This window comes from Pseudomonas sp. KSR10 (assembly GCF_022355455.1).
In the GTDB taxonomy this organism is placed as follows: domain Bacteria; phylum Pseudomonadota; class Gammaproteobacteria; order Pseudomonadales; family Pseudomonadaceae; genus Stutzerimonas; species Stutzerimonas stutzeri_E.
In genome coordinates this window covers 1396131-1412623 of record NZ_JAKOEN010000019.1, presented here as the reverse complement: position 1 = coordinate 1412623, position 16493 = coordinate 1396131, and the positions used below count along the sequence as shown (strand labels likewise).

The following is a 16493-nucleotide window of genomic DNA, read 5'->3' as shown; positions in this document are numbered from 1 at the left end:
CTGACCATGGCTAAAGTATTTGCCATCGCCAACCAGAAGGGCGGTGTCGCCAAGACAACTACCTGTATCAACCTCGCCGCCTCGCTTGTAGCGACTCGTCGTCGTGTTCTGCTCATTGATCTTGATCCACAGGGCAACGCCACAACGGGCAGCGGTGTGGATAAGTTAAGCTTGGAGTATTCGATCTACGACGTGCTCATCGGCGAGTGCAGCCTGGTCGATGCCATGCAGTTTTCCGAGCATGGTGGCTACCAGTTGCTGCCGGCCAACCGTGATCTGACGGCCGCCGAGGTCGCGCTCCTCAAATTGCCCACCAAAGAACATCGCCTGCGCGAGGCGCTTGCACCAGTACGCGAGAACTACGATTACATTTTGATCGATTGCCCGCCCTCGCTGTCGATGCTGACGATCAACGCGCTAACGGCCGCAGACGGCGTGATCATCCCAATGCAGTGCGAATACTATGCACTGGAGGGACTGACCGATCTGGTCAATTCGATTCAGCGCATCGGTCAGGCGTTGAATCCGTCGCTGCAGATCGAAGGCCTGTTGCGCACCATGTACGATCCGCGCAGCAGCCTCACCAACGATGTCACCGAGCAGCTCAAGACGCATTTCGGTGAGAAACTCTACGACACGGTCATTCCTCGCAATGTACGGCTGGCCGAAGCCCCCAGCCATGGCATGCCGGCGCTGGTCTATGACAAGCAATCCAAGGGCGCCTTGGCCTATCTGGCACTGGCCGGCGAGCTGTCACGCCGTCAGCGGCGGGCCGCTCGCAGCGCAACTGCATAAGGAAATTTTCATGGCGACCAAAAAACGAGGCCTAGGACGCGGACTGGATGCCCTGCTCGGAGGCGCCAATGTGACGGCGATGCAGGAAGGCGCCGTTCAGGTCGATGAGCGGGAATTACAACAATTGCCGCTCGACATCATTCAGCGGGGCAAATATCAGCCTCGGCGCGATATCGATCCGGTGACCCTCGATGAGCTGGCACACTCCATTCGCAGTCAGGGCGTAATGCAACCGATTGTCGTTCGTTCGATCGGCTCTGGCCGCTACGAAATCATTGCTGGCGAACGTCGCTGGCGTGCCAGCCAGCAGGCCGGCCTCGAGAAGATCCCGGCACTGGTGCGCGACGTTTCCGATGAAGCGGCGATTGCCATGGCGCTGATCGAGAATATCCAGCGTGAGGACCTTAACCCGATCGAGGAAGCCGTAGCCCTGCAGCGGCTGCAGCAGGAATTCCAGTTGACTCAGCAGCAGGTGGCTGACGCGGTGGGCAAGTCGCGCGTGACCATCAGCAACCTGCTGCGTCTGATCGCGCTGCCGGAGGAGATCAAGACGCTCCTGTCGCATGGCGATCTGGAAATGGGCCATGCCCGAGCGCTGCTCGGGTTGCCGGCGGAGCAGCAGGTCGACGGGGCGCGTCATGTTGTCGCACGTGGTTTGACTGTCCGCCAGACCGAGGCGCTGGTGCGGCAATGGCTGAACAGCTCCGAGGGTTCGAAAGCCGAGACGAGGAATGATCCTGACATTGTCCGTCTGGAACAGCGTCTGGCTGAGCGTCTGGGTTCTCCAGTGCAAATCAAGCATGGTGAAAAGGGCAAAGGACAGTTGGTGATTCGCTACAACTCTCTGGATGAATTGCAAGGTGTGTTAGCACACATACGCTGAAACAATTACGGGCGTATAAGGTTGTAGTACTGCCTGGTAGTCACTACCAAACGGTTGTACCTGACCCTAGCGCCACATATAATCTGCGCGCATTTTCAAAGACATAAGGCATGGTGATTGACTGACATGCCGGCGAAAGCCAAGGGACAATAATTGGTCGGCTACGAGCAGAAACGCCTACCCTTCCATCGGTTAGCGGTTTTTCCGGTTCTGATGGCGCAGTTGTCGTTATTGCTCATCTCAGCGGTCGTGCTGTGGCTGTGGGTCGACAATGTTGCGGGTTACTCTGGATTGCTTGGTGGTCTGATCGCCTTGCTTCCGAATATTTATTTCGCTCACAAGGCTTTTCGCTTTAGTGGTGCTCGGGCTGCTCAAGCTATCGTCAGGTCATTTTATGCTGGCGAAGCAGGGAAACTGATCTTCACGTCAGTGCTGTTCGCGCTGGCCTTCACAGGGGTGAAACCGCTGAACCCACTTTCGTTGTTCGGTGTGTTCATACTGACTCAAGGAGTCGGCTGGTTTGCTCCTCTGCTGATTAAGAAAAGAATTTCAAATTGATTCATTGAGGCAATCATGGCAGCAGAGAACGCTTCGGGTTACATACAGCACCACCTGTCTAATCTGACCTACGGGCGGTTGCCGACTGGGGAATGGGGGTTCGCCCATTCCGCGGAGCAAGCCAAGGAAATGGGTTTCTGGGCATTTCACGTGGATACTCTCGGAGTTTCCGTGGTGCTCGGCCTGGTTTTTATCCTGCTGTTCTGGGCTGTTGCTAGAAAGGCTACATCCGGCCAGCCCGGTGGCGCGCAGAACTTCGTCGAGTTGATGGTCGAGTTCGTCGATAACAGCGTCAAGGACACTTTCCATGGCCGCAACGCCCTTATCGCTCCGTTGGCTCTGACCATTTTTGTCTGGGTGTTCCTGATGAACTTCATGGACCTCATTCCGGTAGATTGGCTGCCTATGCTGGCTGCCAACATCGTCGGCAATGAGCACCTGTTCTTCCGTGTGGTCCCCACCACCGACCCGAACGCGACGCTCGGTCTGGCACTCTCGGTGTTCGCTCTGCTGCTCTTTTACAGCGTCAAGGTAAAGGGTCTGGGCGGTTTCTTCGGGGAGCTCACACTGCATCCGTTCAGCAGCAAGAACATGGCCGTGCAGGTCCTGCTCATCCCAATCAACTTCCTTCTCGAATTCGTTACCCTGATCGCCAAGCCTGTTTCGCTGGCGCTGCGTCTGTTCGGCAACCTCTATGCTGGCGAACTGATCTTCATCCTGATTGCCATCATGTTCGCTAACGGCGTGATCCTGGGTGGGCTGGGTATTGTTCTGCAGTGGGCGTGGGCTGTGTTCCACATCCTGATCATCGTGCTGCAGGCTTTCATCTTCATGATGCTGACGATCGTCTATCTATCGATGGCTCATGAAGAAAACGATCACTGATTCGATTCGCTTTACCTAAACCCTTAACCAATACGACATAAAGTCGGAGGAAAAATGGAAACTGTAGTTGGACTGACTGCTATCGCTGTAGCTCTGCTGATCGGCCTGGGTGCCTTGGGTACTGCAATCGGCTTCGGCCTGCTCGGCGGCAAATTCCTGGAAGGCGCAGCGCGTCAGCCGGAAATGGTGCCGATGCTGCAGGTGAAAATGTTCATCGTCGCCGGCCTGCTCGATGCGGTGACCATGATCGGTGTAGGTATTGCGCTGTTCTTCACTTTCGCGAACCCCTTCGTTGGTCAATTGGCAGGCTGATCCATTCGGTTTATCGAATGGATGGTTTGACGGACAACGAACGAGCGAGGTGTTGGCGTGAACATTAATGCAACCCTGATTGGCCAGTCCGTTGCGTTCTTCATTTTTGTGCTGTTCTGCATGAAGTTCGTATGGCCTCCGGTCATAACAGCTCTGCGGGAACGCCAGAAGAAGATCGCTGACGGTCTGGAAGCTGCCAGTCGCGGTGCTCGTGATCTGGAGTTGGCTCAGGATAAAGCGAGCCAGCAACTGCGCGAAGCCAAGACGCAAGCGGCTGAAATCATCGAGCAAGCCAAGAAGCGCGCTAACCAGATCGTCGACGAAGCTCGCGATCAGGCCCGTGTCGAGGGTGAGCGGCTCAAGGTCCAGGCTCAGGCCGAGATTGAGCAGGAATTGAACGCGGTCAAGGATGCCTTGCGCGCCCAGTTGGGTAGCCTGGCGGTCAGTGGCGCCGAAAAGATCCTGGGCGCATCCATCGATCAGAACGCGCATGCGGAGCTGGTTTCCAAATTGGCAGCCGAAATTTAAGCGAGGGGCGCGATCATGGCAGAACTGACCACGCTGGCCCGACCTTACGCCAAGGCTGCCTTCGAGTACGCACAGGTCCATCAGCAACTGGCCGAATGGTCAGCCATGCTTGGTCTGGCTGCTGCGGTGTCGCAAGACGACACCATGCAGCGCGTGCTCAAGGCCCCGCGTATGACGAGAGACGACAAGGCCACCACCTTCGTCGAGGTGTGTGGTGAAAAGCTTGATGCTCAGGCACGCAATTTCATTCACGTGTTGTCCGCCAATGACCGCTTGCCGTTGTTGCCGGAAGTCTCCGAACTGTTCGAGCTGTACAAGGCCGAGCAGGAAAAAACGGTTGACGTGGATGTGACCAGTGCTTTCGCGTTGAGCAACGAACAGCAAGACAAACTCGCCAAGGTTCTCAGTGCACGGCTCGGCCGGGAAGTGCGCCTGCATGCCGCGGAAGATGCCTCCCTTTTGGGTGGCGTGTTGATCCGCGCCGGCGACCTGGTTATCGATGGCTCAGTCCGCGGCAAGATCGCGAAACTGGCCGAAGCATTGAAATCTTGAGTTTGAAGGGGCAGCAGAGCAATGCAGCAACTCAATCCTTCCGAAATAAGTGAAATCATCAAGGGGCGTATCGAAAAACTCGATATCGCCTCCCAAGCCCGTAACGAAGGCACTGTCGTCAGCGTGTCGGACGGCATCGTGCGAATTCATGGTCTGGCCGATGTCATGTATGGCGAGATGATCGAATTCCCGGACGGCGTCTACGGTATGGCCATGAACCTTGAGCGCGACTCTGTCGGCGCCGTGGTCCTGGGTGCCTACCAGACGCTTGCCGAAGGCATGAGCGCCAAGTGCACCGGTCGCATCCTCGAAGTTCCGGTGGGTCCTGAGCTGCTCGGTCGCGTCGTCGACGCGCTGGGCAACCCGGTTGACGGCAAGGGTCCGCTCAACAATGTCGCTACCGACGCGGTTGAAAAAGTTGCGCCGGGCGTGATCTGGCGGAAGTCGGTCGATCAGCCGGTGCAAACCGGTTACAAGGCCGTTGACGCCATGATCCCGGTTGGCCGCGGTCAGCGTGAGCTGATCATTGGCGACCGTCAGATCGGTAAGACTGCTCTGGCGATCGATGCGATCATCAATCAGAAAGACAGCGGTATTTTCTGTGTGTATGTCGCCATCGGACAGAAACAATCGACCATTGCCAACGTGGTGCGCAAGCTCGAGCAGAACGGTGCTCTGGCCAATACCATCATCGTTGCCGCGAGTGCTTCTGAATCTGCTGCGCTGCAGTTCATCGCACCATACGCTGGCTGCACCATGGGCGAATACTTCCGCGACCGCGGCGAAGACGCGCTGATCGTTTATGACGATCTGTCCAAGCAAGCAGTAGCTTACCGCCAGATTTCCCTGCTGCTGCGCCGTCCGCCAGGCCGTGAAGCTTACCCGGGCGACGTGTTCTATCTCCACAGCCGTCTGCTGGAGCGTGCATCGCGCGTTTCCGAAGAGTATGTCGAGCAGTTCACCAAAGGCGAAGTGAAAGGCAAAACCGGTTCCTTGACCGCTCTGCCGATCATCGAAACCCAGGCTGGCGACGTTTCCGCGTTCGTTCCGACCAACGTGATCTCGATCACCGACGGTCAGATCTTCTTGGAATCGGCGATGTTCAACTCCGGCATCCGCCCGGCTGTGAACGCCGGTGTGTCGGTTTCCCGCGTAGGTGGTGCCGCTCAGACCAAGATCATCAAGAAGCTATCCGGTGGTATCCGTACCGCTCTGGCTCAGTACCGTGAATTGGCGGCTTTCGCCCAGTTCGCCTCTGATCTGGACGAAGCCACCCGTAAGCAGCTTGAGCATGGTCAGCGTGTTACTGAGCTGATGAAGCAAAAGCAATATGCGCCTATGTCCATCGCCGACATGTCGCTGTCCCTGTACTCGGCCGAACGTGGCTTCCTGCAGGACATCGAAATCGCCAAGATCGGCAGCTTCGAACAAGCGCTGATTGCTTACTTCAACCGCGATCACGCCGATTTGATGGCGAAGATCAACGTGAAGGGTGACTTCAATGACGAAATCGACGCGGCCCTGAAAGCCGGTATCGAGAAGTTCAAGGCCACCCAAACCTGGTAAGCCGCAGCGGAGGTCGCAAGACCTCCGCCTGCTAACCCGATAGGTGTCAAATGGCAGGCGCAAAAGAGATTCGCAGCAAGATTGCGAGCATCAAAAGCACGCAAAAGATTACCAGCGCCATGGAAAAGGTAGCTGTCAGCAAGATGCGCAAGGCTCAAATGCGCATGTCTGCCAGCCGTCCTTATGCGGAGCGTATCCGCCAGGTGATTGGTCATCTGGCCAACGCCAACCCGGAGTATCGCCATCCTTTCATGGTCGAGCGTGAAATCAAGCGCGTCGGTTATGTCGTGGTGAGCAGTGACCGGGGGCTGTGTGGTGGCTTGAACACCAACCTGTTCAAGGCGCTGGTCAAGGATATGGCAGCGAACCGCGAGCAAGGCGTGGAGATTGATCTCTGCGTCATTGGCAGCAAGGGCGCTGCGTTTTTTCGCAACTTCGGTGGCAATGTCGTAGCGGCAATCAGCCACCTGGGCGAGGAGCCGTCGATCAATGATTTGATCGGTAGCGTCAAGGTCATGTTGGACGCTTACCTCGATGGTCGTATCGATCGTCTGTCGGTGGTCTCGAACAAATTTATCAATACCATGACGCAACAGCCGACAGTGGAGCAGTTGGTTCCTCTGGTGGCCGATCCGGATCAGCAACTCAAGCATCACTGGGACTATCTGTACGAACCCGACGCCAAGGAACTGCTCGACGGTTTGATGGTGCGCTACGTGGAGTCGCAGGTGTACCAGGCGGTGGTCGAGAACGGCGCGGCTGAACAGGCCGCCCGGATGATCGCGATGAAGAACGCAACTGACAACGCCGGTGATTTGATCAGCGATCTCCAGCTGATCTACAACAAGGCTCGTCAGGCCGCGATCACCCAAGAGATCTCGGAAATCGTCGGCGGCGCTGCCGCGGTTTAACGGTTCAAATATTCAGAGGAACCAGCTATGAGTAGCGGACGTATCGTTCAAATCATCGGCGCCGTGATCGACGTGGAATTCCCACGTGATCAGGTCCCGAATATCTACGACGCCTTGAAAGTACAAAGCGTCGAAACCACTCTGGAAGTCCAGCAGCAGCTGGGTGACGGCGTGGTGCGTACCATTGCGATGGGCTCGACCGAAGGTCTCAAGCGCGGTCTGGACGTCAACAACACGGGCGCAGCCATCTCTGTACCGGTCGGTAAAGCGACCCTGGGCCGGATCATGGACGTGCTGGGCAACCCGATCGACGAAGCCGGCCCGATCGGCGAAGAAGAGCGCTGGGGCATTCACCGCCCTGCGCCTTCCTTCGCCGAACAAGCGGGCGGCAACGATCTGCTGGAAACCGGCATCAAGGTTATCGACCTGATCTGCCCGTTCGCCAAGGGCGGTAAAGTCGGCCTGTTCGGTGGTGCCGGTGTGGGCAAGACCGTAAACATGATGGAACTGATCCGTAACATCGCCATCGAGCACAGCGGTTATTCCGTGTTCGCCGGTGTGGGTGAGCGTACTCGTGAGGGTAACGACTTCTACCACGAGATGAAGGATTCCAACGTTCTGGACAAAGTGGCACTGGTTTATGGCCAGATGAACGAGCCGCCGGGAAACCGTCTGCGCGTAGCCCTGACCGGCCTGACCATGGCAGAGAAGTTCCGTGACGAAGGTAACGACGTTCTACTGTTCGTCGACAACATTTACCGCTACACCCTGGCCGGTACCGAGGTATCCGCACTGCTCGGCCGCATGCCGTCGGCGGTAGGTTATCAGCCGACCCTGGCCGAAGAGATGGGCGTTCTGCAGGAACGTATCACCTCGACCAAGAGTGGCTCGATCACTTCGATTCAGGCCGTATACGTACCTGCGGACGACTTGACCGACCCGAGCCCGGCGACCACCTTCGCCCACTTGGACGCCACCGTCGTATTGTCGCGTGACATCGCTTCGCTGGGTATCTACCCGGCCGTGGATCCACTTGACTCGACTTCGCGTCAGCTCGACCCGAACGTGATTGGCAATGAGCACTACGAGACTGCTCGTGGCGTTCAGTATGTTCTGCAGCGCTATAAAGAGCTGAAGGACATCATCGCCATTCTGGGTATGGATGAACTGTCCGAATCCGACAAGCAGCTGGTATCTCGCGCACGTAAGATTCAGCGTTTCCTGTCGCAGCCGTTCTTCGTGGCAGAAGTTTTCACGGGCTCCCCAGGAAAGTACGTTTCGCTGAAAGACACCATCGCAGGCTTCAAAGGCATCCTCAGCGGCGACTACGATCACCTGCCGGAACAAGCGTTCTACATGGTTGGTGGCATCGAAGAAGCCATCGAAAAAGCCAAGAAACTGTAATCCTGCGCCCGGCGACGGGCGCTCACCAGGCGGCGCGGCTGGCGGTAGCCAACCTCGCCGTTTGATACGTGAGGCTAGATATGGCTATGACAGTCCATTGCGATATCGTCAGCGCTGAAGGCGAGATCTTTTCCGGTCTGGTCGAGATGGTGATTGCCCATGGCAACCTCGGCGACATTGGTATTGCTCCGGGCCACGCGCCGTTGATTACCGATCTGAAGCCGGGTCCGATTCGCCTGACCAAGCAAGGTGGCGAAAGTGAGGTGTTCTACATCTCCGGCGGATATCTGGAAGTTCAACCCAACATGATCAAGGTGCTTGCCGACACCGTGCAGCGTGCCAGTGATCTCGACGAAGCGTCTGCTCAGGAAGCGCTCAAGGCAGCCGAAAAAGCCCTCAACCAGAAGGGTGCGGAGTTCGATTACGGTTCCGCGGCGGCGCGTCTGGCCGAGGCCGCGGCGCAACTGCGGACGATTCAGCAGATGCGTAAGAAGTTCGGCGGCTAACCCTCGGCTTCTTCATCGCAGGTAATTAAAAGGGTAGCCTTGGCTACCCTTTTTTATTGTCCAGGCTCGGCAAAAAACGTCGTCTAGGCGGTACGAGCCGCCCCATGATTTGCTCAGGATCTGCCATGTCTCTCGATATCGTCATTCTCGCTGCCGGTCAAGGAACACGTATGCGTTCCGCTCTGCCCAAGGTACTTCACCCGGTCGCTGGACAATCCATGCTCGGTCATGTGATAGAAACCGCTCGCGGGCTCAAACCGAAGGCCATCCATGTGGTGATCGGCCATGGTGCCGAACAGGTTCGTGAACGGCTCGCTGCGGATGACCTGAGCTTCGTGGTGCAAGCCGAGCAGTTGGGGACCGGGCATGCAGTCGCCCAGGCGCTCCCGGCGCTGACGGCCGAGCGGGTGCTGATTCTGTATGGCGACGTGCCATTGATTGAGGTCGCGACGCTGGAGCGACTTCTGCAAAAGGTCGGTCCGCAACAATTGGCGCTGCTAACGGTGAGTCTGGACGATCCGACCGGTTACGGGCGGATCCTGCGCGACGAGCAGGGCGTGGTTCAAGCGATCGTCGAGCACAAAGATGCCTCGGCCGAGCAGAAGCTTATAGCGGAAGGGAACACCGGGATTTTGGCCGTCCCAGGTGAGCGCCTTGGCGATTGGCTGGGTAGGCTTTCGAACAGCAATGCGCAGGGCGAATACTACCTGACCGATGTGATCGCCATGGCAGTGGCCGATGGTCTGGTGGTTGCGACCGAGCAGCCGCAGCATGCAATGGAGGTGCAGGGTGCCAACGATCGCATGCAGCTGGCCGAGCTCGAGCGGCATTATCAACAACGCGCTGCGCGCCGTCTGATGGCTCAAGGCGTGACCTTGCGTGACCCGGCCCGTTTCGACCTGCGCGGAGAGGTTACGGTCGGTCGCGATGTGCTGATCGACGTGAACGTGATTCTTGAAGGTCAGGTAGTTATTGAGGATGACGTCGAGATCGGCCCCAATTGCGTGATTCGCAACAGCACGCTTCGCCGTGGCGCGGTGGTCAAGGCCAACAGCCATCTGGACGGTGCCGAGCTGGGCGAAGGCGCTGATTGCGGACCATTTGCACGTTTGCGTCCCGGCGCAGTGCTGGGCGACCGGGCGCACGTCGGCAATTTCGTCGAGGTCAAGAACTCACGCTTGGGCGATGGCGCCAAAGCTGGCCACCTGGCGTACCTGGGCGACGCGGAAATCGGTGCGCGAACCAACATCGGGGCCGGCACCATCACTTGCAACTATGATGGCGCCAACAAGTCCCAAACGGTGTTGGGCGAGGACGTTTTCATCGGCTCCAACAGCTCGCTGGTCGCTCCGGTTACCCTTGGCGATGGTGCTACCACTGGCGCCGGTTCGGTTATCACGGCCGATGTGCCGGCCGGCACGCTGGCGCTGGGGCGGGCACGGCAGGCATTGATCCAAGGCTGGGAGCGCCCACAGAAGACTCGCAAATAAGTTATCGCGATGGCAGAGGACCTCGGTGTGCTACCGAGGTTTTTGAATAGCGATACTCAAGAGATCGTATATCTGGCCGATCTAACGGGGCATAACAACATAGGACGCGGTCATGCCCTCCCTCACTCGCTTGTCCATCCAGTGGAAGCTCACCCTGCTGGCTGGTCTCTGCCTCCTGCTAATCGTCGGCTTGCTGGTCGGCGCATCGCTCTATCAATCGCGCCAGGCCGTGGCTCTGGTCAATGCATCGAGCAGCGCCATGCTCGAAGAGGCGGCGCGCAATAACTTGCAAGCGCGGGGCCTGTCGCAGGCGCTGCGTATGGAACGCCAGTTCAACGATGCCTATCAGTATGGCAAGGGTTTCGTTCGCCAAGTGCTGTCGCTGCGTGAACAATCCATCGAGCGGATGTCGAACGCCTTCGAACTTCGGGAGGACTTGCATCATCAGATCGAGAGTGCGCTCCGAGCCAATCCGGATCTGATCGGTCTCTACGTGGTGTTCGAAACCGATGCGCTGGATGACAAGGATGGCATGTTCATCGGTAACCAGGAGATGGGTGGTAACGACAGCGGCCGCTTCTCGTTGTACTGGTCGCAACGTACGCCGGGACAGCTCACCGCTGAAACCATGAGCGAGGAACTCCTCGCCGATACTACGCCGGGCATCAGTGGTGCCCCTTACAACGCCTGGTACAGCTGTCCGCGCGACAGCGCCCGGGTCTGCTTGCTCGATCCGTATTTCGATGAGGTGGAAGGTCAGCCACTGCTGATGACCAGTGTCGCCTTTCCGTTGATCGAAAATGGAAAGGTCATTGGCGTTGTTGGCGTCGATATCAGCCTGGCTTCCCTGCAGCAGCTCAGCCAACAGGCTCATCAGGAGCTGTATCAGGGGGAAGGCCAGCTGAGCGTGATCAGCCCGGCCAAGCTTCTCGGCGGACACAGTCGAGATACCAGCTTGCTGGGTCAGCCGTTGAGTGCCGCATTTGGCGCTGATAGCGAGGCCATCGCCCGAGCGGTCGATGCAGGCCAGAAGGCGATGCTTGAGAACGACGACATGCTTCGTGTACTGCAACCTGTACAACCGATTGCTGAACTCAAGCCCTGGGCAATTCTGCTGGAAGTACCGAAGTCGGTGCTGCTCGGCCCGGCGTTGCGTCTTGAGCAGACACTGCAAGCCCAAAGCCGCCAGGACAGTGCGATCGCCCTGGCCATCGGGCTCGGTGCGGTCCTGTTGGGTCTGGCGTTGATGTGGTTGACCGCTCGAGGAGTCACCCGGCCTATCGAAGGGGTCGCAGCAATGCTCAAGGACATCGCCAGTGGCGAAGGTGATCTCACCCGCCGCCTGACCTACACGCGAGACGATGAACTGGGCGCCCTGGCTGGTTGGTTCAACCGATTCCTCGACAAGTTACAGCCGACCATCGCCGACGTGCAGCGCTCGGTTCAGGATGCACGCAGCAGTGCCGATCAATCGGCAGCCATTGCCAGCCAGACCAGTGCGGGTATGCAGCAGCAGTTCCGCGAAGTTGATCAGGTCGCAACCGCATCGCAGGAGATGAGCGCCACCGCCCAGGATGTCGCACGCAACGCCGCTCAAGCGGCCGAAGCAGCCCGCGACGCGGATCAGGCCACCCTCGAGGGGCTGAGCGTGATCGATCACACCACGCACAGCATCGGCAGCCTCGCTGACGAACTCAACCATGCGATGAGTCAAGTCGAAAGCCTGGCGGCCAGCAGCGACCAGATTGGCTCGGTGCTCGAGGTGATCCGCGCTATTGCCGAGCAAACCAACCTGCTGGCGCTCAACGCGGCGATCGAGGCGGCGCGAGCGGGTGAAGCCGGGCGCGGTTTCGCTGTGGTGGCCGATGAGGTGCGCAGCCTGGCGCAGCGTACTCAGAAATCCATCGAAGAGATTCGCCAGGTCATCGAGCGGCTGCAGAATGGCACTCGAGATGTGGTGACGGCGATGCAGAGCAGCCGGAGCCAGGCTCAGGGCAGTGTCGATCAGGTGAGCCATGCGGTTGCGGCGCTGCGCAAGATCGGTGATGCGGTAGCGGTGATTTCCGACATGAATTTGCAAATCGCCAGCGCGGCCGAAGAGCAGAGCGCGGTGGCCGAAGAGATCAACCGCAACGTGGCAGGTATCCGCGACGTGACTGAATCGCTGTCCGGGCAGGCCGACGAATCGGCACGGGTCAGCCAGGCGCTCAATCAGTTGGCCAATCATCAACAGAGCCTGATGGGCTATTTTCGCGTCTGATGCCAAACGGGAGTTGACGTATTTGGCGGAGTAGGTTTTGATTCGAGAAATATTCTTTCGAATCGAAACTTAAGCATGTCGAAACGCAACACCCCGCAACGACGTCACGCCATCCTGGCCTTGCTCAGCGATCAGGGTGAGGTGAGCGTCGATGAGCTGTCCAAGCGTTTCGAAACGTCCGAGGTCACCATCCGCAAGGACCTCGCGGCGCTCGAGAAGAATGGTCTGCTGCTGCGTCGTTACGGCGGTGCGGTGCCCTTGCCGCAGGAACTGATCGGCGACACCACACAGCCTGTTTCGCCCTGGAAGCAGGCCATTGCCCGAGCGGCCGTTAACTGCATTCGCGAGCATGCTCGCATCATCATCGACAGCGGCACCACCACCGCGGCAATGATCCCCGCGCTGGGTCACAAGCACGGCTTGCTGGTCATGACCAATTCGCTGGGCGTTGCCAACGCCCTGCGTGAGCTGGAACACGAGCCCACGCTGCTGATGACCGGCGGTACCTGGGATCCGCACTCCGAGTCGTTCCAGGGGCAAGTGGCGGAACAGGTACTGCGCTCCTACGATTTCGATCAGTTGTTCATCGGCGCGGACGGCATCGATCTGCAGCGCGGCACGACCACCTTCAATGAATTGCTCGGCCTTTCGCGGGTCATGTCGGAGGTGGCTCGCGAAGTCATAGTGCTCGCCGAATCCGACAAGATCGGCCGGCGCATACCCAATCTGGAGTTGCCCTGGGGCGACATCCACACCCTCATCACGGACGAACGCCTCACTGCCGAGGCGCGATCCAGTATTCAGGCCCGCGGCATCAAGCTGATCTGCGCGGCCATCGAACCTTCTCAGGAGACCTGATCATGTGTGGCATCGTCGGCGCGGTCGCTGAACGCAACATCACTGCAATTCTGCTCGAAGGCCTCAAGCGCCTCGAGTATCGAGGTTATGACAGCGCTGGCGTTGCCGTGCTGGATGCCAGCGGTCAGCTGAATCGCCTGCGCCGCTCCGGCAAGGTTGCCGAGCTTGAGCTGGCGCAACAACAGGCGCCGCTCGCCGGTCGGCTGGGTATTGCACACACCCGTTGGGCCACCCACGGGGCGCCCTGTGAGCGTAATGCACATCCGCATTTCTCTGGCGAAGACCTGGCGGTGGTGCACAACGGGATCATCGAAAACCACGAAGCCCTGCGCCACCAACTGAGGGCGTTGGGTTATGTGTTCGTTTCTGATACCGATACCGAAGTCATCGTGCATCTGCTGCGCCACAAGCTCGATGAGTTCGGCGATCTGACGGTCGCGCTCAAGGCGGCGGTCAAGGAGCTGCATGGTGCCTATGGCCTGGCCGTGGTCAGCGCCAAGCAGCCCGACCGCCTGCTGGCGGCCCGCAGTGGCAGTCCGCTGGTGATCGGCTTGGGCATGGGCGAGAACTTCCTTGCCTCTGATCAGCTGGCCTTGCGTCAGGTGACTGACCGTTTCATGTATTTGGAAGAAGGCGACATCGCCGAAATCCGTCGCGACAGCGTGCATATCTGGGACGTCGGAGGTCAGCCCGTTGAACGCGAAAGCGTGCAGTACCACGAGGGCGCCGAAGCGGCGGACAAGGGCGAGTACCGTCACTTCATGCTCAAGGAGATCCACGAACAGCCCAAGGTCGTGCAACGCACGCTCGAAGGCCGGCTGGGCGATCATCAGGTGCTGGTGCAGGCCTTCGGTCCGCAGGCCGCCGAGCTGTTCGCCAAGGTGCGCAACGTGCAGATCGTCGCATGCGGCACCAGCTACCATGCCGGCATGGTTGCACGTTACTGGCTGGAAGAGCTGGCCGGCATCCCCTGCCAGGTCGAAGTGGCCAGCGAGTTTCGCTACCGCAAAGTGGTGGTTCAGCCCGACACGCTGTTCGTGACCATCTCCCAGTCCGGTGAGACAGCCGACTCCCTCGCGGCGCTGCGCAACGCCAAGGCGCGTACGGCCGAGGAGGGCCGTTACCTCGCCAGCCTGGCGATCTGCAACGTCGGTATCAGTTCGCTGGTGCGCGAATCCGATCTCACCCTGCTGACCCAGGCCGGGCCGGAAATCGGCGTGGCGTCCACCAAGGCGTTCACCACCCAGTTGGTCGGCCTGCTGCTGCTGACCCTGTCATTGGGCCAGGTACGCGGCACCCTGGCACCGGCGCTGGAGGCGGAATTGATCGATGAGCTGCGCCGTCTGCCGACGCGTCTGGGCGAGGCGCTCGCCATGGACACCACCGTGGAAAAGATTTCCGAACACTTTGCCGAGAAGCACCACACGTTATTTCTCGGACGCGGTGCGCAATACCCGGTGGCGATGGAGGGGGCGCTCAAGCTCAAGGAAATCTCCTATATCCATGCCGAGGCCTATCCGGCCGGCGAACTCAAGCATGGCCCGCTGGCGCTGGTAGACGCCGATATGCCGGTGGTCACCGTGGCGCCGAACAACGAGCTGCTGGAAAAACTCAAATCCAATCTGCAGGAAGTGCGCGCGCGCGGCGGCGAGCTGATCGTTTTTGCTGACCGGGAAGCGGGCATCGAAAACGGCGAGGGCACCTTCATTGTCAGCATGCCGCACATACACGACGTACTGGCGCCGATTCTCTATACCCTGCCGTTGCAGCTGTTGTCCTATTACGTCGCGGTACTGCGCGGCACCGATGTCGATCAGCCCCGCAACCTGGCCAAGAGCGTAACGGTGGAATAAGCGGCGCCGTTCCGAGCGAGCTCCCTCATCCTCTCCTCCTGGGATACGCTCGCTCGGGGCGGCCAGCGGCATTCCGTTCTGCCAGACGGATGCTGACGCTAGGGGCGGCGTGTCTCACCCCCAACGGCGCGTAGTGCCTCGGCGATGATCATCAAGCGGTCCGCGACGGCGAACTCTCCATCGTTGTCATGCAGATCGAATATTCGCTGAAGGAATGGTTCCGGCGTGCGCAATGCTGCGCCCTAGCTCATCGCGGTGTCGATTTCAGCCGCCCTCATTCGATGATTCAGTGACCGGGAAAGTCGTTGAGGATCGTCGGCGGGCTCCACGCACGCTTGCACACGAATATCCCGCCACCTGAAACGGAAGCAAAAAACCGAGGACACCCGTCGTTCGTTCTCTGGATAACGCAACCACGGGAACTGGAGAAAGCTGATGAGAAAGATCATTGCCATCACCCATGTCACTCTCGACGGCATCATGCAGGCCCCTGGCGGGCCGGAGGAAGATCCGAGGTACGGGTTTCTGCACGGCGGCTGGGTCATGCCGTTCTGGGACGACGCCCTGGGCCAGGCGATCGGCGAGATTCTGTCCGGTGAGTTCGACATGCTCCTGGGGCGGCGCACCTATGAAATCTTTGCAGCATATTGGCCGTACGCTGGCGACAATTACATCGCGACGGCCTTCAACAAGGCCATCAAATACGTCGCCACCTGCAGCCTGGAAAAACTCGAGTGGAACAATTCGCTGGTCATAAACTGCGATGTCATGGCTGGGATCCGCCGGCTGAAAGCAACGGAAGGGCCTGAGGTACATATCTGGGGTAGCGGTGAACTGCTGCAATCGTTGATCGCCGCCGAGCTCATCGATGAATACCGCCTCTGGATCTTCCCGCTGATGCTCGGCGGAGGAAAACGGCTATTCGAACAGGGTGTGCCGCCGCGCAGCCTTACCCTTGTCGACACGCACAGCACGCCGAAGGGCGTCCTCATCAGTACCTATCGACCAGCCGGCCCGCTAGCGCTGGGCGCCACCGAGGCAGATACGCCCTCGGCCGCTGAATTGGCTCGACGCGAAAAGATCGCTGGCGAAGAAACTGACGCATACGAGACGGAGTCGCCGAAGGGCTAAT

16 protein-coding genes are annotated in these 16493 nt (G+C 59.0%); all 16 read left to right on the top strand.

All coding sequences use genetic code 11. From position 1 onward, the window contains the following. Positions 1 to 6: 6 nt before the first annotated feature. The 16 genes from MCB86_RS15375 (at position 7) to MCB86_RS15300 (ending at position 16492) form a co-directional block, all read left to right on the top strand. Positions 7 to 795 (top strand): ParA family protein, encoded by a 789-nt coding sequence (locus MCB86_RS15375; RefSeq protein WP_045164337.1) that lies wholly within the window; start codon positions 7 to 9, stop codon positions 793 to 795. A 10-nt stretch (positions 796 to 805) separates the two neighbouring features. Beyond that, complete coding sequence (locus tag MCB86_RS15370) at positions 806 to 1678, top strand: ParB/RepB/Spo0J family partition protein (protein ID WP_239611395.1); 873 nt, start codon at positions 806 to 808, stop codon at positions 1676 to 1678. 153 nt (positions 1679 to 1831) lie between these two features. Further along, on the top strand, positions 1832 to 2236 hold the full coding sequence (locus MCB86_RS15365) for a F0F1 ATP synthase subunit I (protein WP_268988836.1): 405 nt from the start codon (positions 1832 to 1834) through the stop codon (positions 2234 to 2236). A 15-nt stretch (positions 2237 to 2251) separates the two neighbouring features. After that, entirely contained in the window at positions 2252 to 3121 is an 870-nt protein-coding gene (atpB, locus tag MCB86_RS15360) for a F0F1 ATP synthase subunit A (protein ID WP_045164335.1), read from the top strand. Positions 3122 to 3175: 54 nt separating this feature from the next. Further along, a complete protein-coding gene (gene atpE, locus MCB86_RS15355; protein WP_002555987.1) occupies positions 3176 to 3433 on the top strand; it encodes a F0F1 ATP synthase subunit C in 258 nt (85 codons plus the stop codon). Between the two features lie 57 nt (positions 3434 to 3490). Further along, a complete protein-coding gene (locus MCB86_RS15350) occupies positions 3491 to 3961 on the top strand; it encodes a F0F1 ATP synthase subunit B (RefSeq protein ID WP_045164334.1) in 471 nt (156 codons plus the stop codon). A gap of 15 nt (positions 3962 to 3976) precedes the next feature. After that, positions 3977 to 4513, top strand: a complete 537-nt coding sequence (locus tag MCB86_RS15345; protein ID WP_045164333.1) for a F0F1 ATP synthase subunit delta — start codon at positions 3977 to 3979, stop codon at positions 4511 to 4513. 21 nt (positions 4514 to 4534) lie between these two features. Next, positions 4535 to 6079 (top strand): F0F1 ATP synthase subunit alpha, encoded by a 1545-nt coding sequence (gene atpA / locus MCB86_RS15340; RefSeq protein ID WP_045164332.1) that lies wholly within the window; start codon positions 4535 to 4537, stop codon positions 6077 to 6079. Between the two features lie 50 nt (positions 6080 to 6129). Next, the gene (gene atpG, locus MCB86_RS15335) at positions 6130 to 6990 is read left to right on the top strand and encodes a F0F1 ATP synthase subunit gamma (protein ID WP_045164331.1); all 861 of its coding nucleotides are present in this window, start codon (positions 6130 to 6132) and stop codon (positions 6988 to 6990) included. 27 nt (positions 6991 to 7017) lie between these two features. Beyond that, positions 7018 to 8394: a F0F1 ATP synthase subunit beta gene (gene atpD / locus MCB86_RS15330; RefSeq protein ID WP_045164330.1), complete on the top strand. Its 1377-nt coding sequence runs from the start codon at positions 7018 to 7020 to the stop codon at positions 8392 to 8394. Positions 8395 to 8474: 80 nt separating this feature from the next. Continuing rightward, positions 8475 to 8900, top strand: coding sequence for a F0F1 ATP synthase subunit epsilon (locus tag MCB86_RS15325; protein WP_045164329.1), 426 nt, complete (start codon positions 8475 to 8477; stop codon positions 8898 to 8900). A 125-nt stretch (positions 8901 to 9025) separates the two neighbouring features. Continuing rightward, positions 9026 to 10390, top strand: a complete 1365-nt coding sequence (glmU, locus tag MCB86_RS15320; protein ID WP_045164328.1) for a bifunctional UDP-N-acetylglucosamine diphosphorylase/glucosamine-1-phosphate N-acetyltransferase GlmU — start codon at positions 9026 to 9028, stop codon at positions 10388 to 10390. A 112-nt stretch (positions 10391 to 10502) separates the two neighbouring features. After that, on the top strand, positions 10503 to 12650 hold the full coding sequence (locus tag MCB86_RS15315; protein WP_045164326.1) for a methyl-accepting chemotaxis protein: 2148 nt from the start codon (positions 10503 to 10505) through the stop codon (positions 12648 to 12650). A gap of 75 nt (positions 12651 to 12725) precedes the next feature. Continuing rightward, the gene (locus MCB86_RS15310) at positions 12726 to 13508 is read left to right on the top strand and encodes a DeoR family transcriptional regulator (protein WP_045164325.1); all 783 of its coding nucleotides are present in this window, start codon (positions 12726 to 12728) and stop codon (positions 13506 to 13508) included. Positions 13509 to 13510: 2 nt separating this feature from the next. Next, positions 13511 to 15361 carry a glutamine--fructose-6-phosphate transaminase (isomerizing) gene (glmS, locus tag MCB86_RS15305; protein WP_045164324.1) on the top strand — a complete coding sequence of 617 codons (1851 nt, stop codon included), beginning with the start codon at positions 13511 to 13513 and terminating at the stop codon, positions 15359 to 15361. Between the two features lie 435 nt (positions 15362 to 15796). Next, positions 15797 to 16492: a dihydrofolate reductase family protein gene (locus MCB86_RS15300; RefSeq protein WP_045164323.1), complete on the top strand. Its 696-nt coding sequence runs from the start codon at positions 15797 to 15799 to the stop codon at positions 16490 to 16492. Position 16493 lies beyond the last annotated feature (1 nt).